This is a genomic window from Hymenobacter cellulosivorans, from assembly GCF_022919135.1.
GTDB classification, from domain to species: domain Bacteria; phylum Bacteroidota; class Bacteroidia; order Cytophagales; family Hymenobacteraceae; genus Hymenobacter; species Hymenobacter cellulosivorans.
The window spans coordinates 2,503,784-2,525,880 of record NZ_CP095049.1 but is presented as its reverse complement, the minus strand read 5'-3'; the positions used below and the strand labels follow the sequence as shown (position 1 = coordinate 2,525,880).

Here is a 22,097-nt window from a genome sequence, read left to right as displayed (position 1 = left end):
AAAAGAATGAACAAAACAGCCATTGACCACGGAAAACCTAGCCCTGGTAGAAGTCCAGGATAAGCTGGTTGATGAATTCCTGATTGGCATCCGTAAGCTCGTAATAGAACGGCAGGCGAACTAGGCAGTCACTGTAGTGGTCGGCGTGGGGCAAGACGCGGCCATCATGCTTAGCCGCGTAAAAAGGGCTGGCGTGCAAAGATAAGTAGTGAAACACGGGATGTACGTTTTCCGCCTTCAACCGCTCAATCAGCGCAGTGCGCTCGGCTAGGCTCCGGCACACAAGATGAAACATGTGCCCGTTGTTGGTGGCGTAGTCAGGAATTACGGGCAGCTGCACGCCCATTGCCTGCAGAGGACTTAAGGCCTCGTAATACCGGTGCCAGATATGCTTGCGCCGCTGCTGAATATCACCGATGTTTTCGAGCTGGGCCCAGAGAAAGGCCGCAATCATGTCGGAAGGCAAGAAGGATGAACCATAATCAACCCAGCTGTACTTATCCACTTCGCCGCGGAAGAAAGACGACCGGTTGGTGCCTTTCTCCCACAAAATTTCGGCCCGCTCGGCAAACTGCAGGTCATTGACAGCCAGCATTCCTCCTTCCCCGGAAATAATATTCTTGGTTTCGTGGAAAGAAAAAGCCGCCAAATGACCAATGGAGCCCAGTTTCCGCCCTTTGTAGTAGCTGTCGATGGCTTGGGCGGCATCTTCCACCACAAACAGGTTATGGCGGCGCGCAAGGGCCATGATCGGGTCCATGTTGCAGGCAACCCCGGCATAGTGCACCGGCACAATGGCTTTGGTACGTGGGGTAATCAGCGCCTCCAGCTGGTCAGGGTCCAGATTAGGACTTAGGGCGGAACTATCCGCAAAGACAATGGTAGCGCCCCGCAACACGAAGGCGTTGGCCGTTGAAACAAACGTGTAAGCGGGCACGATTACCTCGTCCCCGGGCTGAATATCAATCAGCAGGGCGGCCATCTCCAGCGCGTCCGTGCAGGAGGTAGTCAGCAGCACTTTTTTAAAGCCCAGCTCCTGCTCGAAGAAGTTGTGACAACGCTTTGTGAATATTCCATCACCGGATATCTTACCTGAACGAACTGCCTCCTCTATGTAGCGCAATTCGTTACCGGATAGGTAGGGCTTATTGAATGGAATATAGGCGGGGTTCATACAAGGCTTTAGGGAAATAGCAGCAAGATAAGTTGAGCTTACTGAATAAACTCCTATTATATATTCACTCCATCCATATATGGTAAATATGTTGAACCTGCTCCGGCCGAAATCCACACCGCTCATAAAAGCGGCAGGCTTTCGTGTTTTCCTGCTGGGTAACCACTTGAATTGTTGACAGGCCCCACTCAGCGGCGCGGTGCTGGGCGGCCATAATCAACTTCGTACCGATTGCCTGACCGCGCGCCATTTCCTCAACCGACAGCAGTCCGATCCTAGCGCAACCGTTGTGTACCCCCAGGGTGAGCAGGCCCACTTCACGGGTGGCGGGCGCAGGGCGGTACACCAGCACTTCCCGGGCCATACTACCGGCTACGGAGCTTTCAATCCAGCGTGTGTAGAGCTGTTTGTATACCTTGGGGGCAAACCCTGGGTCGGTGCGAAAGCGGGAGTAATAACCACTTTGCAAAGCCAATGAGCGGAGCTGCGGGGTAACTTCGCTAATCGGCTCTATACCTTCGGCCCAGGGTTCGGCCCCGGTTGCCACGGGCATGGAGTACGTCACTTTGCGGTCGACGAGCCGGGCCCCCAGCCCCTGAGCCGTCACAACCGCCTCGGCATCGGAAGGATCTACAAACCAGTACAGCAGCCGGATATTCTGGCGACGGGCCTGCTCAAGTGCCTCTGTTATGCTGCCGAGCGACGAAGCCACCGGACAAAGCTGAGCCACGGGAAAGCCCAGGAAATCGGTATCCCAGGGCAAGATTTCCAGAGCGGGGTTCATTGTTACGGTAGTGTTCATGCATGCACCTGTTTTTCTGTTCCAATATACTCCGCTACCATGTAGACAGGCCGGGCTTGGACACTTCAACTATTTTACCTGGTTTACCCAACGATGCCCGGATGAAAAATGATAAGTCCGGAGTAAAATCAGAGGAAACCTATCCGGCTGGCAAAGCTCAACACCTGAATTGTTAGCCACAGGAAAGCAACTAGCAGCCTGAACCGCCAACGTTGCCTGTGAGCCGGAGCCTCGCAGCGGAAGATGCTCTCCTACCCAGGACCAGGTTTAGCCAGTAGCGGAAATTGTAGCGGCTCTACCCGCCAGGAGTCCGGTACCTTTCAACCTATTCACAATCGGTGCGCTTGAGGTACCCAGATGAAAAAACACCCGCTCAGCGGTAGCCGAGCGGGTGAAAACTATTCGTATACCAAGCTGCCAACTGCTGCTGCAAGGTAGGCTTTAAGGTGCGCTTATTTCTTTACTCGTTCAACAGCGGCCTTAAGACCCGACTTCAGGTTCTTAAACAAACCGCCGGTTCCTTCCGTGTTTACATACACCGTGTTGTGCTCACCGGCAATTTCGTTGGCCGGGCGAGTTTTGGTGTAGTAGTACACCGCCAGCGACTTACGGGTAATACCCCCGGGAGCCGCCAGAGGCTTGGGATGACCGTGGAAGGAAACCTCGTTGGTTTCGAAAATCACGCAACGGTTGAAAACGGGAGCTACGTTTTCCAGCTGCTTTTTCTTTTTCATGTCCCACAGTTCCAGATGGCCGTTGTACTCGTCCTTCCAGTCCTTGTTCATGTACACAATGGCGTTCATGCGCCGGTGGTACTTGGTAGTCTGGTGGTAGTTGAAGTCAACGTGTACGTCCAGGAAAGCGCCCGTTACGGACTGGTGCAGGCCGCCACCGAACAGCTCATCATCGCCCATCAGCTCGGGAATGCCGGTGATGTCTTCTACCACGTGCAGGAATTTCTCCCCGTTGAACTCGTCGAACACCTGCTGCAGCAGGGGATAGTCGGCGCCGAATTTGGTGAGGGCAAACTTATTTTTCTGATTGATGTAGGTGGTGCCGTCCCAGTTGCCGGTCGTCACATCGGGGTAAGCAGCCAGAATTTGCTCGGCAGCTTCAGGCCGGAAAAAGCCGTCGTACACGAGGTAGTGAAACGGTTTTTTGGGGTCGTTCCATTGCTGCTTCAGCTCGTTAACGTGGGCTTGCAGCTTCTCAAAATCGATTAGTTCCTGGCTCATCAGAAGAAGAATTTAGTATGTTATTTTTCAGAATGCAGAGAGATGACGGTACGGTAAACCAGTCGAAAATCGTTGCCCAAAGTACGACAATACCCGAATACATAGGACGCAATACGTACCCAAAAGTTGGGCAAAAGCCGCGGCCTACCGAAGCGCCAGCGCCTTCTAGAGCTGCGCAAAGATATGGTCGGCCGTAGACAGATACTGGCTCAGGCCGCGGTAGGCAATGCCCGCCGCCCGGCACTTGGCGCGCAACGCCGTTTTTTCCATAGTAAGCAGTTGCTGAACCCGGGGGTATACCCGCATGGCCTCAGCTTCGGTGAAGCCATTGACGACAACGCCCACGTCGTACTTCTCGGCCACCAAGTCGTCTTCCGACACACCGGCGCACACCAGGTACGGCAATCCGCAGCAGAGGTACTCCCCCACTTTAATAGGAGAGCGGAATTTTTGCGACGGTAGGGAAGGCACGGCTACCACGCCAAAGTCGGCGGCAGAAATGTAGTCCTGTACCTGCTCGTAGGGACTGCGGGTGATGGTGTAGCACGTTTCGGGCAGCCCTTCGGCCTGCATCAGTCCGGCAATGTGGGCTGGGGCATCGGGCGAGACGATGAGAAAATACAGGTCCGGGTTCTGCTGGTGGAATACGCGGAACAGCACTGCAATTTCTCGGTCGTAGTAAATGCCGCCGAATTTGCCCAGGTACAGAATCACCTGCTTGTCGGCGGGAATATTGTATTTAGCCCGCACCCGCGTCCGGCCTTCAGGGCGGAAGAAAATCTTGGTTTCGTCGACGCAGCTGGGCAGCTTGTATACTTCGGCCTTGGTGCCCCATTCTTTCATCCGGTTCACCATGTGCACGGTGCCCGTGGAAAGAATATCGGCCTGCATACCCGATACGCGCTCCATGTAGTGGAGGCCACGATAAGCCAGGCTGGTTTCGGGCCACACGTGGCAGTCGCGCATAAACTCGCTGTGGGGCTCGTACTGGAAGCCATAATACCGCAGCCCCAGCAGCTTGGCCATCACGAAGGCAAAGGCACCGGCAATAGTGCCCAGGGCCCCAATGCTGCGGGCTCCGGGACTGATACGCAGCTTGAGTACCAGAAAGAAGCCGCTGAGCAAATCATATGCCTTTTTGAGCAGCTTGAAGCGGCCCGAATGCCACTGCAACGGGTGCCACTCGATGTTATCGGCGGCCAGATAAGCGCGCATCTGCGCGGCCTGCTCTTCGTTTAGAGCGTATTCTTCCTGCTCGTAGGTAATCAGATGCAGCCGGATATCGGGCTGCTGGCGGCCTGCGTGCTGCATGAAGGGCAGCATGTTGGCTTTGAAAAGGGGGTCATTACAGCTGTTGTAAACGTAGGCTATGACGTGGCGGAGCTTCATTACTGGGGTGATTCGTTAAGCAAGGATTCCCATTGCTGCATGATTTTATGGGGAGCAAAATCCTGGACCCGGGCATACGCTTGCGCGGCATAGTACGTGCGTTGCGCAGAATCGGCCAACATAGTGCTCAGAGTAGCTGCCCATACGGGCGCTACCGTGCTCAGTGTACCTTCGGCCAGCAGGGGCATTAGCACGCCAAACTCGGCCGTTTCGGGCGCAGCAGCATACTGAGTGGCCGGCGTTTGGGGAGCCAGAATTTCGCGGGGGCCGGTGGGACAATCAGTGGAAACTACCGGTACGCCGCAGGCCATGGCCTCGCACAAGGCCATGGGGAAGCCTTCGGTAGCCGAGCACAAGAGCGACACGCTGGCGCGGGCAATGTACTGGAAAGGGTTGGCCTGAAAGCCGAAGAAGTACACGTCGAAGTCTTGCGTCAGGGGCTGCTCGTCCCACACCTGCCAGCTGCGCAAGCCGAGCTCCTGGCAGCGCCCAATAACGTCGGCCCGCAGCGGACCGTCGCCGAGCAAAGCCAGCTTGGGTGCAGTCTGACCCTGGGCGCGCAGGGCGTGCAGCACGTCAATCAGGGCTTTCTGATTCTTTTCCCGGGCCAGGCGGCCGGCCGTAATCAGGATGGGATGGTTGGCAAACAGCGCCTGCGTAGCGGCCGGCAACGGCTCCTGACTACGGCGCCGGATGCCTTCCACGTCGAAGAAGTTGTTGATGGTAACCACCTTCTGGGGCGGCAGGGCAAACATATCAATCAGCTCCTGGCGCAGGTCCCGGCTCACGGGCACAATCCGGTCGGCGGAGCGGTAGAGCAAGGGCATCAGCACCCGGCGGCGGAGCCAGCCCAGAGCCCCCCGAATGTTGGGGTCGTGGCGCTTGGAATTATGAATGCACAAGAGCACCTGCTCGGGGCCTTTGCTGAGCAGATTCAGGTAATCGGCGCCCTCCAGATGGCTGATGCAGACATCGATATTATGCTCCCGCTTCAGGGCTTTCACCCGCTGCACGCGCTTGATAAATGTGCTTAGCTTGCCTACAATGCCGGCACCGGCAGGCACATCCAGCGCAACCAGCTGGTTTTGGGTAGGAAAGGCGACTTCTGTACCGCTGTCGAACACGCACTCGATTACCCGATGCTGCCGGGCTAGCTCCTGCCCGTGGTCGTGGAAAACCCGCTCGGCACCGCCGTAGGTGAGCTGGGGAATAAGCAACAGGATGTTTTTGCGCGCAGACGAAGGACTCATGCCGGGGAACAGACGAAACTAGCGGCGCTTGAGGTGGCGCAGCACGAAATTTTTGACCGCAAATTTAGCAAATAAGCGGGGGGCGGGCTTGTAGTGTTTGGCCAGGGGCTGGCGGTAGTACTCGCGCCAGGAATTGTGGCTCCGGTCGGGGTTGAGGTAGCAGGTCAGAAACCACCGCTCCGCCACGGCCCGCAGCATGGCTGCCGAGTCGGCAAAGTGGCTCTGTTCGTTGCTGACATAGATTTTCCAGAGCCAGTCGTGTACTTCAGCCAGCGTGATGTCGCCGAGGTGAAACGGGTGGTGGGAAATGGTGTTGTGCAAGTGCAGCTCCCGCGCGGAATACGGCACACCAAACGTGCCCAGCAGCCGCTCCCGGATCTGGTTGGCTACCTTCAACCGCTCCTCGTACACGGCCGGCCGCACGCTATGGGCCAGCACCCGGTACTGCACCAGGGCCTCGGGCAGGTTGGCGATGGTGAGCTGGGGCAGATAGCGGCCGAAGAAGTCATAGTCCTCGGTCTGGCGCAGCTGGTCGTCGTAGCGCAGGCCTTTTTCGCGCCACAGGCTCGTGCGCAGCATCACCGAGGGGTTGCCGATGGTCATGTTGAAGACCATCATGGCCCGGGTATCGGCGGGCTGGGCCGGGTACTCGAACAGCATTTGGCCCGCCCCGAAGCACTGCACCCAGCTGCCGACGATGTCGACTTCGGGATGCGCATCCAGGAAAGCTACCTGCCGGGCCAGGCGCTCGGGGTGGCACAGGTCGTCGCCGTCCATCTTGGCCACCAGCTCGCCCTGCACCAGGGTCATGCCGTAGTTGTCGGTGCCGGCGCGGCCCAGGTTTACCTCATTGGTATACAGCCGAATACGCGGGTCACTTAGCTCAGCAATCCGCTCGGCCGTGCGGTCCGTCGACCGGTCATTGACCACCACAATTTCGAAGTCCTGGTAGGTCTGGTTGAGCAGACTGCGCAGAGTTTCCTGAATGTAGGCTTCAACATTATATACCGGCACCAGGATCGAAACGCGGGGCGACATAAGCTCGATAAATCAGGTGAAAGACAGGGCGTGGCCTTAGGCCGACTTAGGCTGAAGCCAGTTCAGCAGATCAAAGTGAGACAAAGAACGGCGAAACAGCTCCATCCCGTTGGTGGTGTAGTCGGGCACTAGTACGCCTTCGGGCACGCCGGCCACGGGCTTTTCCAGCAGCAGTAGCTTTTGGTAGGGCAGCTTGGTGAATTCGCGCACCAGCTCGGGCGTGGCGAAGTCTTTGCTGCCGTCGAATTTCACCCGCAGGTTGTCCCAGTTGATGCGCTCCACCCGGCGCGGCCACTTCGCTGCGGCTTCTTCCTGGGAGTGGTAGTGCAGAAACTGAAGCTCGACTTTGTCGCCGAGTGTGGCCACCGGAAACGGATGCTTGTGCGTTTTTTGCAGCTCGTTAATCATGTCGTAGCGCGACTTTTCCTGAAACACCAGCGGCTGGCTCAAGTAGTAGCGCGGGTTGCGCAGCAACTCAATAAAGTCGGGGGCCATCAGCATCAGGCCGATGAAGGGCGTATTGAAGGGCAGGTCGAAGTGCTTATAAACCTCGGCGCCCCAGCAGTCATTGGAAATGACGGTAAAGTCGCGGTTGTGCAACTGCTGCTGCTCCCGGCGGCGGCGGCGCTGGTACAGCTCTTCATTAATCTTATTGCGGACGCGGCCAAGAATGGACATAGGACAAACAGAACAGCGGAGTGGTTACTTGGATTCGGCCAGGCGCTGCTGCAGGGCCCGGACTTCGCAGAAAAGCCGCCGGGCCTCTCCCCTGTTAGTGAGCGAAACCTGAAAGTTGTGTAGTAAGCGCAGGGCCTCAAAGTTAGCCATTTCACCTTCCCCGGGCGGGCGGCGCCACACCGAGGCCACCGCCCCGGCCCGCTTGGCCAGTTCGGTCATCAGCCATACCAGGCGCTTGGCGTAGAGCCGGCTGAAGGCTGATTCGGTTAGATTGGGGTGACGGGCCACAAAGTAATACACCGTACTGATGAGCAGGGCCGACGGCGCACCCGGACCGATACGCAGCAGATAGTCCCAGGTTAGGCGGCTGCGGTACATGAAGTGCTGAAACCGCAGCCGCTCGTCGTACCACAGCTTGTAGCCAGCCAGGCGCAGAGCTTCACCTAGCTCAATATCTTCGCCGCCGGCCAGCACTTTACCGCGCTGCACCTGGGTCAGGAAGTGGAAGCCATGCTCTTGCAGCTTCAGCCAGCCCGAGCGGCGCACCACTGAGCCCGCGCCGTACACAAAGCCTTCCTTGTCGGGATACGGTCCGCTCACGCCCCCATTCTGTGGGCCAATGGCGTATACGGCCTGCACCTGCTTAAACCAGGCCGGCGGCTCCACTTCGAAGCCGCCTGTAGCGTGAGCGCCCAGCACCCCGATTTCGGGATGAGCACTCATTACGTCGAAAGCAACCTGCGTATAGTCAGGAGCCAGCAGGTTGTCGTCATCCACAATGGCCACTGCTTCGTACCGAGCTTCGGTAAAGCCCCGCACCAATGCATGTTCCTTTCCCGGCCGCGGCTCATCCAGCACCCGGTAAGGCACACCGGCGGGCAGCAGCTGTTTCCCTAGGCGGGTGGCTACTTCCAAGGTATCATCTTTGGAGGCATTGCTGATTAGCAGCACCTCCCAGGCCACACCGGCTGCTACCTGCTGCGCGGCTACATATCGTAGTACTTCGCCCACTCGGGCAGCCCCGTTGTGCGTACAGATCAGTAGCGTAACCCCTGACGGGGCAGGTTGGGATGAAGACATGAAGCAGTGAATAACGGGAGGTGGTTTGCAAGTCGCGAATTAAGCCACTCGGCGCCGTAGGACCGGCAAAATCAAAGTTATTAGTGTCTTTATATCCTGCACGGAAGGCAGCCTTCCAACCGTGAGCTTACAACGCAGGGACAGCAGAAAATACTGCCGGGCTTTGTTATAATGATGATTGTTGGCCATCACTCCGGCCAACACACTGTAAGTCTCACCTTGCTTGAGAGTTAGGTTACGGTGATACTTATACTGTAGTTCCTGGTCGAGATACTGACACATTTTTCCCAGTTGTAGCAGAAACAGTTCCTGTTTGCTGGAGCGGGTCACCCCGTGGCTATGTACCCGATAGACACTCATCGTTTGCGGCGGATAGCCGACACGGCCTTTGGTAGTCAGCATAGAAAAAACGGCAGGTCCACTATTACTGATTCGTGTATCCAGGCCGGCAGCTCGGGTAGCACCCCGTTCCGATACATGACCGAAGCCGTGGCAATAAACCAGCCGGCAGTAATATCGTCCAGGGTGTACTCCAGCTTTTCTTGGCCGTTCATCACGTGACTGGCGCGGGTAGGATCATCCTCATACATTACCTATTACCTCAGCATTGTGAAAGCACATACTGAAATCAGGATGACTCTGCATAAACTCTGCCTGCAGTTGAAGCTTGTCCGGGCTGGTCCAATAATCGTCGCCTTCCACTATGGCCACAAACTTACCCAGGCAAGCTTGCATAGCCCGCTCAAAGTTGCGGGATACCCCCAGTTCGACAGGCAGCACCCGTACGATGTCGGGGTAGCGTTGTTGATAACGAGCCAAAATTGCGGCTGTACCATCTATCGAACAATCATCGGCTACCACCACTTCCCAGGGAGAATTGACACGTTGCGCCAGAATCCTATCCAATGCCTGCTCTACATACTGGTCATGGTTATAGATTACAACCATGACACTGACGAAAGGAGTAGCAGCCATGCACGTTGAACTGAGAGGCGGGAAGACTGTTTTACCTGCCGACTACGCATCAATGCACTTCCCTTACTAGGCTGGGGCCTGTCGAGCACACGGCAGGTTCCGCCAAGTACGGTTTGCATAGCAGAGAGTATACACAAGCCGGGTCACAGGCAGTTTAGGCATAGGGTATCGGCTCAAACCCCGAACGGGTATTACTTGGCTGGCGTACGGAACAGCCACTTCCGAAAAAGCTCCGGACTTAGCGTAATAGCCCGCACGTAATCCAACCAGCCTTTCACTGCTTCCTTTCCTTGCCGCAACGCCAGGCTTCGCTCAAAGTACCAGTACTGGAGGTAGCCGTTGTAGTGGTCCTTGTACTGGGGCAGCATCTGCTGGTATTGCTGCAATTCAAAAATACGCTTGCTGATAAAGCCGACGCTCTTAGTGCGGTTGGAAATCTGGGAAATGCTGCCCGCGTGGGTGCGGTAGCGAGACATTACCCGCGGAATGTAGTACACGTCGCCGTGTTGGGTGATGAGCAGGTGCATAGTATAGTCGCCGCTGTACACGCCGGTAAACCAAGCCGGGGGCTGCAGGGCCGCCCGCCGAAACAGCATGGAAGCCGTAGGAATGCCCCAGCCTTTTTGCACAATGTCTTTCTGCGTCATTACCGGCCGCTCGGCCGACAGCACGTCGGGAAACTCCTCGCTGTAGAGCTGGGTTTTGGGGCTATCATCCGAGAACGACTCGGCATCGTGAATGCAGAGCGCAATATCCGGGCGACTGTCCAGCAGCTCTACCTGCAGGGCCAGCTTCTGCGGATCAGTCCAGTAGTCGTCGCCTTCCAGGATGGCCACGTATTCTCCGGTGCAGGCCTGAAATGTCGCCAGCAGATTGGGCATGATGCCTAGGTTCTTAGCTGGCAGTAGGGCCTTTACCTGCTTGGGGTAACGTCGCTGATATTCTTCCACAATGGCGCGGGTACCGTCCGTCGAGCAATCCTCACCGATAACTAACTCCACTTCGAAGTCGGTTTTCTGCATCAGCACCGAATCGAGAGCCTGGCGCAGAAAATGCTCGTGGTTGTAGGTAATACAGCAGACGCTTACTTTAGGCATGCCAGAAGAAGTTAGAAATCAACCGGTTATATACCGGTGTAGTTGAAAGATCAGCGCTTAGAAGCAAGTGGCCGGGCCGGTACACCTACGACCGTGGTATGGTCGGGCACATCCTGGTTGACGACTGCTCCGGCCCCGACCACCACGTGGTTGCCGAGCCGTACGCGCGGCAGCACCGTTGCGTTGGCTCCTACAAAGCACAGGTCGCCCACCTGGACGTTACCAAGCAGGCGGGCACCGGGCGCAATTTCACAGAAGGCCCCAACGACCACATCGTGGTGAATACTGCACGCTGTGTTGAGCAGCGTACCCTCCCCTACTTGGGCATTGGGCGAAATCAGCGCCTGCTGCATTACATTCAGCCCCGGCCCTAAGGAGGAAGCATACCGGCTAATCATTGCCGTAGCCGCTAGGGCCGAAGTCAGTTCCCCACCCAGGGCCTCAAACTTACGAGCCAGCATCTGCCGGACCTTGACGCCCCCCACACCGAGCACAAAGCGGCAGTCCATGGCCAGCCAGTCGGCGGCCTCTCGGGGGCTTTTCAGCAGCGGATAAGAGTCAAATACCTTATCCGGCATGTTGGGCGTCACATCGTCGTAGAAAGCTACCGTATCCGGCTGCCACACGTTTTCGAAGGCGTGCAGGAGTTCTATGGCGTGCCCCCGCGCTCCTATTATTAGCATACGTACCCCGGCTGAAGTGAAAAACGTAGCGGCCTTAAAACGCAAGTACGACTAGCGTTAGCCCCAATTTTTACTGGTGCAGCTGCGCTAATGACTCGTGGATAACGGCGCACACCCGGTCAACCTGCTCATCGGTCAGGTCGTAATAGAGCGGCAGACACAGGGCCCGTACCGAAGCACTTTCCGATACCGGCGCCGGCTGCTTGTTGGTGTAGTCCAGCGTATTCAGTGAGGGGTAGAAATAACGCCGGGGCGTGATATCGCGGGCATTGAGGGCGTCACGCACCTGGAGCAGCACTTCTTCCGATGGCAGCAGGGTGGGGTAGTATGAGTAATTATAGCGCGTGTGCTCATGAATGCGCGGCCGCGCCAGGGGCGTATCGGCCAGCAGCCGGTCGTACCGCTCACTAATTTCCTTACGCCGCCGAATCAGCTCATCCACGCGAGGCAGCACGCACAGGCCCATGGCAGCATGAAATTCGGAGCTTTTGCCATTCACACCTACCCCCCAGAAGGCCTCGGGTCCGTTGTGGCCGAAGTTGCGCATGTAGCTGATCTTGTGCGCCAGCTCGTCATTATCCGTCACGATAGCGCCGCCTTCTACCGTATGGAACAGCTTGGTAGCGTGGAAGCTCAGCGTCGAAATATCGCCGTAGTTCAACACTGAGTTGTCCTTGTACGTCACGCCGAAGGCATGAGCCGCGTCGTAAATTACCCGAAGGTTATGCCGCTTGGCGATGGCCTCGATGGCTTCTACGTCGCAGGGGTTGCCATACACGTGAGTAGCCATGATAGCAACAGTGCGGGGCGTAATGGCCGCTTCGAGCAAGGTAGGATCAATGCAGAGCGTTTCGGGGTCAATATCCACAAAAACAGGCGTGCATCCTTCCCACACCAGACTAGAGGTCGTCGCGACGTAGGAAAAGGGAGTCGTCAGTACTTCGCCTTTGAGCTCCAGGGCCTTAATGGCAATCTGCAGCGCAATCGTCCCATTATTGACAAAAAACAAGTGCTTTACCCCCAGGTATTCTCGCAGCTGCTTTTCCAATTCCACGACCAGCGGGCCAGCGTTGGTCAGATGTACTCGGTCCCAAATGCCGGTGAGATATTCAACATAGTCTTCCAGCGGCGGCAAAAAGGACTTTGTGACGTTGATATTCATGTAAATCAGGTTAGAAAACGGGTAGCTCCTCCTTGGTGGGGAGCTTATACGATGCTTTGCGCCAGTTCGGCGTACTGATGTTGCGCCACAATCTCTCCCTGACCCAGTTCGTAGATCCGGTCGCATTCCCGTAGTGTAGTAATGCGGTGGGCAATAATGAGAATGGTGATTTCGGTTTTCGACAGCTTGTTGATAGCCTCGTTTACTTCCCGCTCTGTTTCGTTGTCGAGGGCGCTGGTTGCCTCATCCAGCACCAAGATTTCAGTGCGCTTATACAAGGCCCGGGCAATCCCGATCCGCTGGCGCTGCCCCCCGGAAAGCTTGGAACCCCGCTCCCCGATAAAGGTATCTAGGCCGTCGGGCAGGTTCTGAACGAAGCCTTGCAGCGAGGCCTGCTCAATGGCGTAGTGCAGGCGGTCTTCGTCTACCTGTGGGTCGCCCAGCGTGATATTGTCCCGGATAGAGGCCTGCATCAGGAACGTATCCTGCTTTACGTAGCCGATGATGCTGTGCCAGGCCTTCAGGTGCTGGGGAGTGAGCGGGCGGCCATCGACGAGAATGTGGCCTTGCTGTTCGGTGTAGAAACGCAGCAAGATGTTCATCAGCGTGGTCTTACCCGAACCTGAACTACCGATAAAGCCGATCTTCTCCCCTTTCTTAACTTTCAGCGAAATTCCGCGCAGTACCGGGGCCTCACCGTTGGGAAAAGTGAAAGAAACGTTCTGAAAGGCAATGGATTCGTGGAATTCCAGGGGTTGCTGGTTAGGACTCAGCTTCTGATCATACTCCTCTTCGCGGAAGCTTTCCAGGTTTTCTATTGTGTACTGGCTCTGCTTAAGCTGCACCATCGACATGAGCATACGGTTGACGGATGGCATCAGGCGGTAAGCCGCGGCAGCAAACAAGCCCACCAACGTAATCAGACTGGTAGACTCATCAGCCACGAAGAGGGCATACATAAAGATGGTCAGCACCCCGAATATGGCGACCATCTCGATAATACGCAGGGGCAACAATGTGTACAGATACGCCTCGGCGTCGAGCTTACGAATCTCCTTCTGGCTATCGAGCAGCTTGTTCCGGAAGCGGGTTTGCTTATCAGCTAGGCGCAGTTCCACAAAGCCGGTAAACAGGTCGGTAATTGTGGAGATGGAAATAGGGTTGAGTTCATTGATCCGGTTACCGATTATCTGTGAGCGGGCCCGCATGGAGCGGTAAGTCAGGAAGGTAGTCGGCAGCAGCACAAACACCAGAATAACCAGCAGCAGCGGCTGATACACCAGGATACCCACTACAATAACCAGCACTACTGTCAATTCGGCAAAGAAGATGAACAATGGCCGGATAATCATGTTCACGTAAGTACTCGGCACCTGCAGAGAACTATTGATCAGGCTCGCAGAACCAAGGTCGTTGAAGTGCCAAAACGGAAAGTTCAGGTACTTATCCAACTGAGTTCGCACGATGGCCAGGCCCACTTCTGCCGTAAACTTGGTTTGCAAGTGGTTGATCCATACTGAAAAGGCATTCTTTAGCAGAAAGAATACCAGAATAGCGACGATCAGAACTAGCAAAAAGGACCGTTCCGACTCAAAATTCAGGGCCTGAAATAGCCAGTCGAAATACTTGTTCTTATGAATACCACCGGGCTCCGCTGCTACCATCATAACCGGCACCAGAGCCGCGAGGCCCACAACGTCCAGCAGGGAAGCTAATATGAGCAGGAAAAACATCCACACTACCTTCCGCCGCTCCGCCGCAGTGAGGTAGTATAGGATGCTCGACACACTATATTTAATTATTCCAGTATTCATGCAGGTCAATTGTCATCGGCAACTACTGTTCTAGGGTTAGACAGCTTGGCATCGCCTGAAACGCAACGAAGCCACAAAGGTACACAATAATAGCTTATGCCGTTTCTGGCATACGCGCGCAGACCAGCCGGCTGCTAGAACCAATTTCGCTACTACAGTACTTCTTCACGGCTACTGGGCTTTCATTTGACAGACCAAATCCTAGGGCAGAACGCCCTTGAATGCCGGCCCTGAAGCGCCTCATGCTTAGCCAGTAAAGTGCGCTTTAACCCAAGGCTGAAACTTCCTTTCTAGCCAATACGCCCCTAGGAAAGATACCCCTAGCAAGCCGGCAAATCTTACCCAGAAGGTCAGAGCTGAACCCGTAAAGAAGTCGAGGCGGGCCATAAGCATCAGCAAGGGGAAATGGACAATATATAGACCATAGGAAATGCTGCCCACCCGGATGAACACCCCAATGAAGGCTTGAGCCACCGGTTCTACCCATTTACTCTCGATGAAATACGTCAGCAAAGCCAGCACGTAAAAAAGGCTAGAGAGGCCGTACAAACTCACATTCAGCGCGGCTCGTGTTTCGTAGATATGCAACCACGTAAGTCCAGGCAGTACAAACAACCCGGTCATGAAGATCCGTTGGTACCGGAAGGACTTGTGCGCAAACAGAACAATACTTGCCACTGCGTAGGGCAGCCAGGCATAATCATAAAATGAAATGATACTCGTAAAGTTGTCGCCACCGATGTAGTGTAGGTGCGAGCCAACTGTGGCATCCACGATTTTGCGCAGTAACGTTTCGGGCGCGTCGAAACCGCGCAAGCTGACAAACAACAGCAAGACCGCCAACAGCTGTTGGTACGAGGGTTGGCGGTACGAGAACTTATCGGCGTAGAAGGCCAGCGTGAGCCCCGCCAACCAAAAGGAAAACCCGAAACTGTAGGACGACAGTAGCGGGTTGGTTGGAAACAGCCACAGGTTTAGCATGCCTACCGCAAACGCGCCACCCATCATCAAGAGTGGGTGGAGCCCTAAATAGGAAATCGGGATAAACAACAAGTAATAGATTACCTCGAAATGCAACGACCAGGCGGGGGCGTTTTCGGCAATAACCGGGGTAAGCAGAATCTGTAGAAAGGTAAAATTGCCGAGTATCGTGCGCCCGGAATAAGCTGCCGTGCCACCCACCAGTACGGCCAGCAACATGCACACGAAATAAATCGGATAGAGACGAGTACCTCGCTTCCGCAGATAGTCCTTGATAGTTGCCGCGGTTAGGGCCCGCCGATTCGTTAGCCCAATGACGTAGCCCGACAGCACAAAAAACACCAGCACGCTGAAATGCGAGGGAGCCAGATAAGAAAAGAAGCCCGTAACTGTGTAGCCTGGGTCGAGCGTCAGGGGAAAGCTGACGGCGTGGCTCCACACAACCAGCAGAGCAGCAAAACCGCGAACTGCTTCCAGGTTGGGACTAAACCTATTGACGGCAGGCGGCGCGGAAGAGGCAGTTTGTATTTGCATAGCAGAGCGGTGGCCCACAATATATACCATCTGAAATATTCAGAAGGCTGTATAGGGCCTGGCTTATCAAGTGATTCACCGTTAAACCGCTGTTGCGTAGATATCTATGCAGATACTGTACTTTGCTTATTTAGGCATGGCCCGTCGTGTCACGGTACACATTTTTGACTACGTACAAGGGCCGCTGGCGGGCAGCATCTAAGCCACGCCATACGTATTCACCAATAATGCCTAGAGCTATCATCTGAAAGGCGGATACAAACAGCACGACTACCATCAAGGTAGTCCAGCCAGCGGCGCTGATATTGCCTAGTACCTTCATAGCCAAAATGTAGAGCCCATACAGCATTGCTACCCCGCCCAGCATCATGCCCAAAATGGAAATCAGGCGGATAGGGAAAAAGGAGAACGACAGAATCGAGTCGATAAAGAGCTTGATTTTCTTCTGCAGCGTCCAGCGCGACTTCCCGATTTCACGCTTGCGGCGTACGTAGGGGATATTCACATAGGTGAAGCCCAGCCACACCATCAGGTAGAAAATGTTGCTGTTGCGCTCCTGCAGGCGTACTACTTCGTCGCACACCTGCCGGTCGAAGAACACGAAGTCGAAGCCACCGTCTGGAATGTTAGACAGGGCCACTTTCTTCATCGTCTTGTGAAACAGGTTGGCAAACCACTTTTGCAGGCCGGTTTCTTCGCGGTCCTGGCGGTTGCCGATAACGAGTTTAAAGCCCTTCAGCCAGTAGTCGTACATCTGCACCATCAGCTCCGGCGGGTCCTGCATATCGGCCGTGATGATGGCCATACAGTCGCCGGTGGCGTGGGCCATGCCGGCAACAATAGCATTGTAAGAGCCGACGTTGCTGACCAGCTCAACTACTTGAACCCGGTCGGGGTACTGGTCACGAAACCGCAGCAGTTCCCGCACGGTGTTGTCGCCGGAGCCATCATCAACCATTACGTATTCGAAGGTTACCCCGGCCGGAAAGCCCGCTTCGTTGGCAATCAGAGCCTGAGCGGTTACCGGAATGTTGCCTTCGTTAAAGTAACAGGGAATAATAACTGAGAGCTTGGGCATAAGGTCTGTGAAACACGGAGCAATGGGCTGCTCGCGGGGTAAAGGTAGGGCTCCATTTGGTTAAAGCAGCCAGCAAGACGCATACTTGCGCCCCCGACCAGCTAAAAACCAGGCTTACGGATGGTAAGGGTTAGGCTTGATAACCACGCTGTCAACCCCATAGTAAATGGCGTACTGGGCCGCGTCGTCGTTATTGAAATCGTAGGTGTACAGCACACTCGGAGCCCGGTAGGCATCCTCGTTGCTGTACAAAGGGCGCATCTCTGAGATTTGCACGCCGCGTGCCGCTTCATCCTTGAGCCGCTGTTCACGCTGCCGTACCCGGGCGTAGTGCTCAGGTGCTTTGGCTGCTACGTCTAGGTAAGCCATGTGGGTGTTGCTAGTGCTGCCAAAAAAGCACAGGACAAAGAAAGCCAAGGCCGTCAGGCGCCAACCTTTAGGACTGCTCAGGGCGCGCAGCACTTCTGAGTGGGCACTATAACGGGCAAACACTGTGGCTAGCAGCCACACCCACCCCATCAGAAAAAAGAAGTAAACACACTGCCAGCTATGGGGCCACACCGTTTGGTAGACCAGGATCGAGGGAAAAATCATAGCCCCTAACCCAGCCAGCAGCCACAGGCCCAGCATCAGCGGGTGCAGCCGACCTAGATTGAATACCACCGTTTCCCGCACACGCGTCAGCAGGCCGGCCAGCAGCACGCTACCGAGCAGCAGCAGTAGGCTATTGGCCCAGGAAATGCTTTGGGTAAGAGCGAAATAGATGCTCTTGACAATGATAACAATGGCCTGGGGGCTCTTTAGCACCTGGCCCAGGTCCCGACCGGCCATAGCCGCGCGCACCTGGTTGCCGGGTGCCGTTACGGCAACAAAGGCCCCAATCATAGCCAAGGCAAACAAAGCTACGTACCACCACTTAGCCGAGTGCTTGAACAACCAGGATATAGCTACGGCACTGCCCAATACCCAGCAAATAGCCATCATCGACACATCGTAGGCTCCGATGGCCAGAATGCTGAAGCTGGCCGCGCTAATCAGGCTCAGGAGCTGTATAGCCACCCGGCCCTGGTAGCGGTGAATTCCCACCATGCCCGCAAAAGCAAACAAGCTGGCAATTACACCGGCCGTGTAGGAAGTGTATCCGCCAAACCAGTAGAAGGCGGCGCCGGCCATTTCAAAGCCATTCAGGTACATAACCGTTAGCAGCAGGGCACAGGCCAACACCACTGACGTGCGGGCACCCTGCAGCAACAAGCGGAAAAAGCAGAAAGCCGCCAGGGCCAGGAGCAGAATAACGGCAATAGGCTGTACCCGGGCCAGCAGCGTGGTCTGTTGGTACGACAACGGGTCCAGATACGCTTTTAGAGCAAGCTCCGTATAGCGGCCGGTCCAGGTGGCATACAGTTCACGGATAAACGGCAGCCGCCCCATCCGAATGATGCGGTTGGAGTTGGAGTAGTCGTCGTGGATGCTGGGGTAGTTGTAATAAGCCAGCAGCAAAAACGGCAACACCGCCGCGGCCAGAGCCAGGAGCCAGCCACCACGCACCCGCGACTCAGTTGTTGCGGGCGCACTCGTACTGACTGCACTGTCAGAAACTTGCATAAAAAAGGAAAAAGACCTGAAAACGAAGAACTAGCGGGTCAGGAAAGTGCGAATGTGGTTGCTCACCAACTCCACGTGCTCCTGCGTCATACCGGGCCACATAGGCAGGCTCAGACAGGTTTTGGCCAGTTCCTCGGCAATAGGGAAAGCGCCGGCCTGGAAGTTCATGAAACGGTAGGCTTCCTGCAAGTGGGGCGGAATCGGGTAGTGAATCAACGTACCGATGCCCTGCTCCGTCAGGTATTTCTGGAGCTCATCGCGCTGAGTGGTGCGCACCACGTACAGGTGATACACGTGCGTAGCGCCCGCAGCCACTGCCGGCAGGTGCAGATCGGCAATGCCGGCCAGGTGCTGGTCGTAGAGCGCGGCTACTTCCTGGCGTTGCCCGGTCCATTCCATAAGCATAGGTAGCTTGGCGCTGAGCACAGCAGCCTGCAGTTCATCGAGGCGGGAGTTGTGGCCGATAACCTCGTTGTAGTACTTCTGCTGGGAGCCGTAGTTGCGCAGAGTACGCACTTTCTTGGCCAGTTCAGCATCGTTGGTTGTCACGGCCCCGGCGTCGCCGAGAGCACCCAGGTTTTTGCCAGGGTAAAAGCTCGTGGCATTCACGTCGCCGAAGCTGCCGGTAATGCCGCCGTTGTAGGTAGCTCCCTGCGACTGGGCATTGTCCTCCACCACGTACAGATTGTGGCGCTTGGCAATGGCCATGATTTCGTCCATTTCGCAGGCCTGACCGTAGAGGTGCACCGGCATTATGGCGCGGGTGCGAGGCGTAATAGCCGCTTCCAGACGGGCTGGATCGAGGTTGTAGGTGGTCGGGTTAGGCTCTACCGGAATGGGCGTCGCACCCACGAAGGAAATAGCCAGCCAAGTCGCAATGTAGGTGTTGGACGGTACGATTACCTCGTCACCCTCCTTCACGTCGAGGGCTTTCAGAGCCAGATGCAAGGCATCCAGACCATTGGCCACCCCGATGCACTCGGTGGTAGTGGAGAAGCGGGCGTACTCGGCCTCGAACTGCTTCACGGCCTCGCCCAGCACGTACCACTGCGAATCGAATACCTGGCTCATAGCGTCCAGAACTTGGGTGCGGACGGCCTGATTTTGGGGAGTAAAGGAGAGAAAAGGAACTTTCATAACGAATTAGTTGAAATGGGAGCAAGCCAGCACGTGGCTGCAACCGCCGACTTTAAAATTCAATTTTTCGCAGGTCCGAAATACGGCCCGGTTGGTAGCCTGAGTGGTCATCAGCACGTACTCAGCGCCATTTTGCCGGGCCCGCTGCACCGTCTCCGACACCAGCTTCAGGTGCCAGCCGCGGTTGGCCGGCCCTACTGCCGTAAGTACTACCCGCGAAAAGCCAGTGCCAAAGCTTGCCGCGTGTGCCTGCAGGTCGCTGATGGCCAGGAAGGAATCGACGGGCAGATCCGGCTCGGCCGGTACCAACACGTCGTCGCAGTAGCCTTCCACGGCGGCCGAGGCGTAGCGCGCCAGAAACTGGTCTCCGGTGTCGCCACTGAACCATTGGTCGGCGTGAAACCGGTCGTACTCATTGCGGGCGGCCGCCGAAATAGCCCCAATGGCCGCAGCTTCCTGCTTCTGGGCCGAGCGCACCGCAAACCGGGGCTGGTCAAAGCCCTGCACGGCATCGTGGAAGTATGTCAAACGGGTTTCAACCAAACGCCAGCCGGCATCCCCAGAGCCTGCGCCACGCGGGTGTCTTCGGCAGGCAGTTCGGCAAAGCAGTAGGCGGCTCCCTCCTGCCCCAGCTGCCGCCGGAAAGCGGTGCTGGCCGCAGCCAGCACCGCCGCCGGCGTACCGTTGGCAAATAGGATGGTGAACACCTTGTACACCGATGCCTGAAAGAAATTAGTATCCCAGGGCAGGTAAGCGTACAAGAACTGAACGGTAGCACCGTCCTGCACAAATTCAAACACCCGGTGATTGGGGTCTGTGGCGTAATCGGCAGCAGCTCCGGTTCCGAATAAACGCTGCTGCGTAGCCACGTCGAGCTTGCGCAGGAAGTTATAGGGCGAATAAAAGAACAGTTTATCGGCCCGGTCGGCTACCAGGGCAGAACTTACTTGGAACCCCATACCTCGCGGAAGTTTTCGTATTTCCGGATGTAGTCCTGCTCATTGTACCGCGTCGAGGCAAACACCAGCTGTACGGCCGTGTGCGAGTACTGCATGGTATGCCAGGCATTCGGGGGTACGTACACCCCCACGTGCGGCGACTCGAGCACGAAGGTTTGTACTTCCCCGTCGGGCATTTCCGTCGTCACGATGATGCGGCCAGCCACAGCAATCAGTACCTGCTCGGTAGCGTGGTGGGCGTGGCGTCCGCGCACGATGCTCTCGGGCGTGAAATACGTCCAGAACGTGCGTTCTACCGTGAATGGAATCAGACCATTGGCTTCCCCCACGGAAATATATCCAATGTCGGAAGCGCCCAGCTTGGGAAACTCGATTAAATGCGGCTTTTGCATGTGCGGCGGAAAATGACTTTAGAACGTACGCGGCGTGTTATCGACCTGACCAGCAGCGGTTACCTGTACGTGTTCTTTGAAATACTCCAGGGTGCGACGAAGTCCTTCAGCACGGTCAACCTGCGGCTCCCAGCCCAGGATTTCCTTGGCCTTGGTGATGTCGGGCTTGCGCTTCATCGGGTCATTTTGGGGCAACTCCTGGTAGGTAGGCTTGAACTCTACACCCATCAGGCGGGCAATTTCTTCGCCGAACTCTTTAATGGTGATTTCATCGGGGTTGCCAATGTTCACGGGCAGCGCGTAGTCGCTCAGCAGCAGACGGTAGATGCCTTCAATCAGGTCATCTACATAGCAGAAGGAGCGCGTCTGTGAACCATCACCGAACACGGTCAGGTTCTCGCCACGCAAGGCCTGCGACAGGAATGCTGGCAACACGCGGCCGTCGTTCAAGCGCATACGCGGGCCGTAGGTGTTGAAGATGCGCACGATGCGCGTCTCCAGCCCGTGGTGGTTATGGTAAGCCATGGTAATGGCTTCCTGGAAGCGTTTGGCCTCGTCGTAGCAGCCGCGTGGGCCCACCGGGTTTACGTTGCCAAAGTACTCCTCGACCTGAGGATGAATTTCCGGGTCGCCGTACACTTCCGAGGTGCTGGCAATCAGCATCCGGGCGCCTTTCACGCGGGCCAGACCCAGCAAGTTGTGCGTGCCGAGCGAGCCCACCTTCAGGGTCTGAATCGGAATTTTGAGGTAGTCGATGGGCGAGGCGGGCGAGGCGAAGTGCAGGATGTAATCCAGCTTACCGGGCACGAATACAAACTTCGACACGTCGGCGTGGTGGAATTCGAAGTCCTCGCGGCCAAACAGGTGCTCGATATTAGCCAGGTCGCCGGTAATCAGGTTGTCCATGGCAATGACATGGTACCCTTCCTTCAGGAACCGGTCGCAGAGGTGGGAACCTAGAAAGCCGGCGCCACCAGTAATCAGAATGCGTTTTTTATCAGACATGCGATGTTGTTCTTAGTCATTGGTTTAGG

At 56.1% G+C, this 22,097-nt stretch carries 22 protein-coding genes; all 22 read right to left on the bottom strand.

Going from position 1 to position 22,097, the window contains the following annotated elements; translation table 11 throughout:
* Nucleotides 1-37 precede the first annotated feature (37 nt).
* Nucleotides 38-1,174 carry a dTDP-4-amino-4,6-dideoxygalactose transaminase gene (gene rffA / locus MUN80_RS10585; RefSeq protein WP_244723432.1) on the bottom strand — a complete coding sequence of 379 codons (1,137 nt, stop codon included), beginning with the start codon at nt 1,172-1,174 and terminating at the stop codon, nt 38-40.
* Between the two features lie 64 nt (nt 1,175-1,238).
* Nucleotides 1,239-1,976 (bottom strand): GNAT family N-acetyltransferase, encoded by a 738-nt coding sequence (locus MUN80_RS10580; RefSeq protein ID WP_244723429.1) that lies wholly within the window; start codon nt 1,974-1,976, stop codon nt 1,239-1,241.
* Nucleotides 1,977-2,428: 452 nt separating this feature from the next.
* Complete coding sequence (locus MUN80_RS10575) at nt 2,429-3,211, bottom strand: 2OG-Fe(II) oxygenase (protein WP_244723426.1); 783 nt, start codon at nt 3,209-3,211, stop codon at nt 2,429-2,431.
* A 165-nt stretch (nt 3,212-3,376) separates the two neighbouring features.
* Nucleotides 3,377-4,534 (bottom strand): glycosyltransferase, encoded by a 1,158-nt coding sequence (locus MUN80_RS10570; RefSeq protein WP_244723423.1) that lies wholly within the window; start codon nt 4,532-4,534, stop codon nt 3,377-3,379.
* Nucleotides 4,535-4,599: 65 nt separating this feature from the next.
* A complete protein-coding gene (locus tag MUN80_RS10565; protein ID WP_244723420.1) occupies nt 4,600-5,850 on the bottom strand; it encodes a glycosyltransferase in 1,251 nt (416 codons plus the stop codon).
* Nucleotides 5,851-5,868: 18 nt separating this feature from the next.
* On the bottom strand, nt 5,869-6,888 hold the full coding sequence (locus tag MUN80_RS10560; protein ID WP_244723418.1) for a glycosyltransferase family 2 protein: 1,020 nt from the start codon (nt 6,886-6,888) through the stop codon (nt 5,869-5,871).
* A gap of 36 nt (nt 6,889-6,924) precedes the next feature.
* On the bottom strand, nt 6,925-7,566 hold the full coding sequence (locus tag MUN80_RS10555; RefSeq protein ID WP_244723415.1) for a DUF1919 domain-containing protein: 642 nt from the start codon (nt 7,564-7,566) through the stop codon (nt 6,925-6,927).
* A 24-nt stretch (nt 7,567-7,590) separates the two neighbouring features.
* The gene (locus MUN80_RS10550) at nt 7,591-8,646 is read right to left on the bottom strand and encodes a glycosyltransferase (protein ID WP_244723413.1); all 1,056 of its coding nucleotides are present in this window, start codon (nt 8,644-8,646) and stop codon (nt 7,591-7,593) included.
* Between the two features lie 395 nt (nt 8,647-9,041).
* Complete coding sequence (locus MUN80_RS10545; RefSeq protein WP_244723411.1) at nt 9,042-9,200, bottom strand: hypothetical protein; 159 nt, start codon at nt 9,198-9,200, stop codon at nt 9,042-9,044.
* A 28-nt stretch (nt 9,201-9,228) separates the two neighbouring features.
* Complete coding sequence (locus MUN80_RS10540; RefSeq protein WP_244723409.1) at nt 9,229-9,621, bottom strand: glycosyltransferase family 2 protein; 393 nt, start codon at nt 9,619-9,621, stop codon at nt 9,229-9,231.
* Between the two features lie 191 nt (nt 9,622-9,812).
* Nucleotides 9,813-10,718 carry a glycosyltransferase family 2 protein gene (locus MUN80_RS10535; RefSeq protein WP_244723407.1) on the bottom strand — a complete coding sequence of 302 codons (906 nt, stop codon included), beginning with the start codon at nt 10,716-10,718 and terminating at the stop codon, nt 9,813-9,815.
* Nucleotides 10,719-10,768: 50 nt separating this feature from the next.
* Complete coding sequence (locus MUN80_RS10530; RefSeq protein WP_244723405.1) at nt 10,769-11,401, bottom strand: NeuD/PglB/VioB family sugar acetyltransferase; 633 nt, start codon at nt 11,399-11,401, stop codon at nt 10,769-10,771.
* Nucleotides 11,402-11,471: 70 nt separating this feature from the next.
* On the bottom strand, nt 11,472-12,563 hold the full coding sequence (locus MUN80_RS10525) for a DegT/DnrJ/EryC1/StrS family aminotransferase (protein ID WP_311136281.1): 1,092 nt from the start codon (nt 12,561-12,563) through the stop codon (nt 11,472-11,474).
* Between the two features lie 44 nt (nt 12,564-12,607).
* Nucleotides 12,608-14,350 carry an ABC transporter ATP-binding protein gene (locus tag MUN80_RS10520; RefSeq protein WP_244723391.1) on the bottom strand — a complete coding sequence of 581 codons (1,743 nt, stop codon included), beginning with the start codon at nt 14,348-14,350 and terminating at the stop codon, nt 12,608-12,610.
* A 273-nt stretch (nt 14,351-14,623) separates the two neighbouring features.
* Nucleotides 14,624-15,892, bottom strand: coding sequence for an acyltransferase family protein (locus tag MUN80_RS10515; protein ID WP_244723389.1), 1,269 nt, complete (start codon nt 15,890-15,892; stop codon nt 14,624-14,626).
* A 130-nt stretch (nt 15,893-16,022) separates the two neighbouring features.
* Entirely contained in the window at nt 16,023-16,970 is a 948-nt protein-coding gene (locus MUN80_RS10510; protein ID WP_244723387.1) for a glycosyltransferase family 2 protein, read from the bottom strand.
* Between the two features lie 114 nt (nt 16,971-17,084).
* A complete protein-coding gene (locus MUN80_RS10505) occupies nt 17,085-18,575 on the bottom strand; it encodes a DUF6056 family protein (RefSeq protein WP_244723385.1) in 1,491 nt (496 codons plus the stop codon).
* Nucleotides 18,576-18,605: 30 nt separating this feature from the next.
* Nucleotides 18,606-19,712: a DegT/DnrJ/EryC1/StrS family aminotransferase gene (locus MUN80_RS10500; RefSeq protein WP_244723383.1), complete on the bottom strand. Its 1,107-nt coding sequence runs from the start codon at nt 19,710-19,712 to the stop codon at nt 18,606-18,608.
* Between the two features lie 6 nt (nt 19,713-19,718).
* Nucleotides 19,719-20,240: a hypothetical protein gene (locus tag MUN80_RS10495; RefSeq protein WP_244723380.1), complete on the bottom strand. Its 522-nt coding sequence runs from the start codon at nt 20,238-20,240 to the stop codon at nt 19,719-19,721.
* Nucleotides 20,237-20,671, bottom strand: coding sequence for a hypothetical protein (locus MUN80_RS10490; protein WP_244723375.1), 435 nt, complete (start codon nt 20,669-20,671; stop codon nt 20,237-20,239). Before MUN80_RS10490 ends, MUN80_RS10495 begins: the two co-directional genes overlap by 4 nt.
* A complete protein-coding gene (locus tag MUN80_RS10485; RefSeq protein WP_244723372.1) occupies nt 20,656-21,063 on the bottom strand; it encodes a sugar 3,4-ketoisomerase in 408 nt (135 codons plus the stop codon). The genes MUN80_RS10490 and MUN80_RS10485 overlap by 16 nt, the downstream gene beginning before the upstream one ends.
* Before the next feature lie 18 nt (nt 21,064-21,081).
* Complete coding sequence (locus MUN80_RS10480) at nt 21,082-22,068, bottom strand: UDP-glucuronic acid decarboxylase family protein (protein ID WP_244723369.1); 987 nt, start codon at nt 22,066-22,068, stop codon at nt 21,082-21,084.
* Between the last annotated feature and the right edge of the window lie 29 nt (nt 22,069-22,097).

What these genes read in the sequence shown, in the direction of transcription:
- rffA (WP_244723432.1), bottom strand. Translation starts at nt 1,174, where the DNA reads ATGAACCCCGCCTATATTCCATTCAATAAGCCCTACCTATCCGGTAAC.
- MUN80_RS10580 (WP_244723429.1), bottom strand. Translation starts at nt 1,976, where the DNA reads ATGAACACTACCGTAACAATGAACCCCGCTCTGGAAATCTTGCCCTGG.
- MUN80_RS10575 (WP_244723426.1), bottom strand. Translation starts at nt 3,211, where the DNA reads ATGAGCCAGGAACTAATCGATTTTGAGAAGCTGCAAGCCCACGTTAAC.
- MUN80_RS10570 (WP_244723423.1), bottom strand. Translation starts at nt 4,534, where the DNA reads ATGCTGCCCTTCATGCAGCACGCAGGCCGCCAGCAGCCCGATATCCGG.
- MUN80_RS10565 (WP_244723420.1), bottom strand. Translation starts at nt 5,850, where the DNA reads ATGAGTCCTTCGTCTGCGCGCAAAAACATCCTGTTGCTTATTCCCCAG.
- MUN80_RS10560 (WP_244723418.1), bottom strand. Translation starts at nt 6,888, where the DNA reads ATGTCGCCCCGCGTTTCGATCCTGGTGCCGGTATATAATGTTGAAGCC.
- MUN80_RS10555 (WP_244723415.1), bottom strand. Translation starts at nt 7,566, where the DNA reads ATGTCCATTCTTGGCCGCGTCCGCAATAAGATTAATGAAGAGCTGTAC.
- MUN80_RS10550 (WP_244723413.1), bottom strand. Translation starts at nt 8,646, where the DNA reads ATGTCTTCATCCCAACCTGCCCCGTCAGGGGTTACGCTACTGATCTGT.
- MUN80_RS10545 (WP_244723411.1), bottom strand. Translation starts at nt 9,200, where the DNA reads ATGAACGGCCAAGAAAAGCTGGAGTACACCCTGGACGATATTACTGCC.
- MUN80_RS10540 (WP_244723409.1), bottom strand. Translation starts at nt 9,621, where the DNA reads ATGGCTGCTACTCCTTTCGTCAGTGTCATGGTTGTAATCTATAACCAT.
- MUN80_RS10535 (WP_244723407.1), bottom strand. Translation starts at nt 10,718, where the DNA reads ATGCCTAAAGTAAGCGTCTGCTGTATTACCTACAACCACGAGCATTTT.
- MUN80_RS10530 (WP_244723405.1), bottom strand. Translation starts at nt 11,401, where the DNA reads ATGCTAATAATAGGAGCGCGGGGGCACGCCATAGAACTCCTGCACGCC.
- MUN80_RS10525 (WP_311136281.1), bottom strand. Translation starts at nt 12,563, where the DNA reads ATGAATATCAACGTCACAAAGTCCTTTTTGCCGCCGCTGGAAGACTAT.
- MUN80_RS10515 (WP_244723389.1), bottom strand. Translation starts at nt 15,892, where the DNA reads ATGCAAATACAAACTGCCTCTTCCGCGCCGCCTGCCGTCAATAGGTTT.
- MUN80_RS10510 (WP_244723387.1), bottom strand. Translation starts at nt 16,970, where the DNA reads ATGCCCAAGCTCTCAGTTATTATTCCCTGTTACTTTAACGAAGGCAAC.
- MUN80_RS10505 (WP_244723385.1), bottom strand. Translation starts at nt 18,575, where the DNA reads ATGCAAGTTTCTGACAGTGCAGTCAGTACGAGTGCGCCCGCAACAACT.
- MUN80_RS10500 (WP_244723383.1), bottom strand. Translation starts at nt 19,712, where the DNA reads ATGAAAGTTCCTTTTCTCTCCTTTACTCCCCAAAATCAGGCCGTCCGC.
- MUN80_RS10490 (WP_244723375.1), bottom strand. Translation starts at nt 20,671, where the DNA reads ATGGGGTTCCAAGTAAGTTCTGCCCTGGTAGCCGACCGGGCCGATAAA.
- MUN80_RS10485 (WP_244723372.1), bottom strand. Translation starts at nt 21,063, where the DNA reads ATGCAAAAGCCGCATTTAATCGAGTTTCCCAAGCTGGGCGCTTCCGAC.
- MUN80_RS10480 (WP_244723369.1), bottom strand. Translation starts at nt 22,068, where the DNA reads ATGTCTGATAAAAAACGCATTCTGATTACTGGTGGCGCCGGCTTTCTA.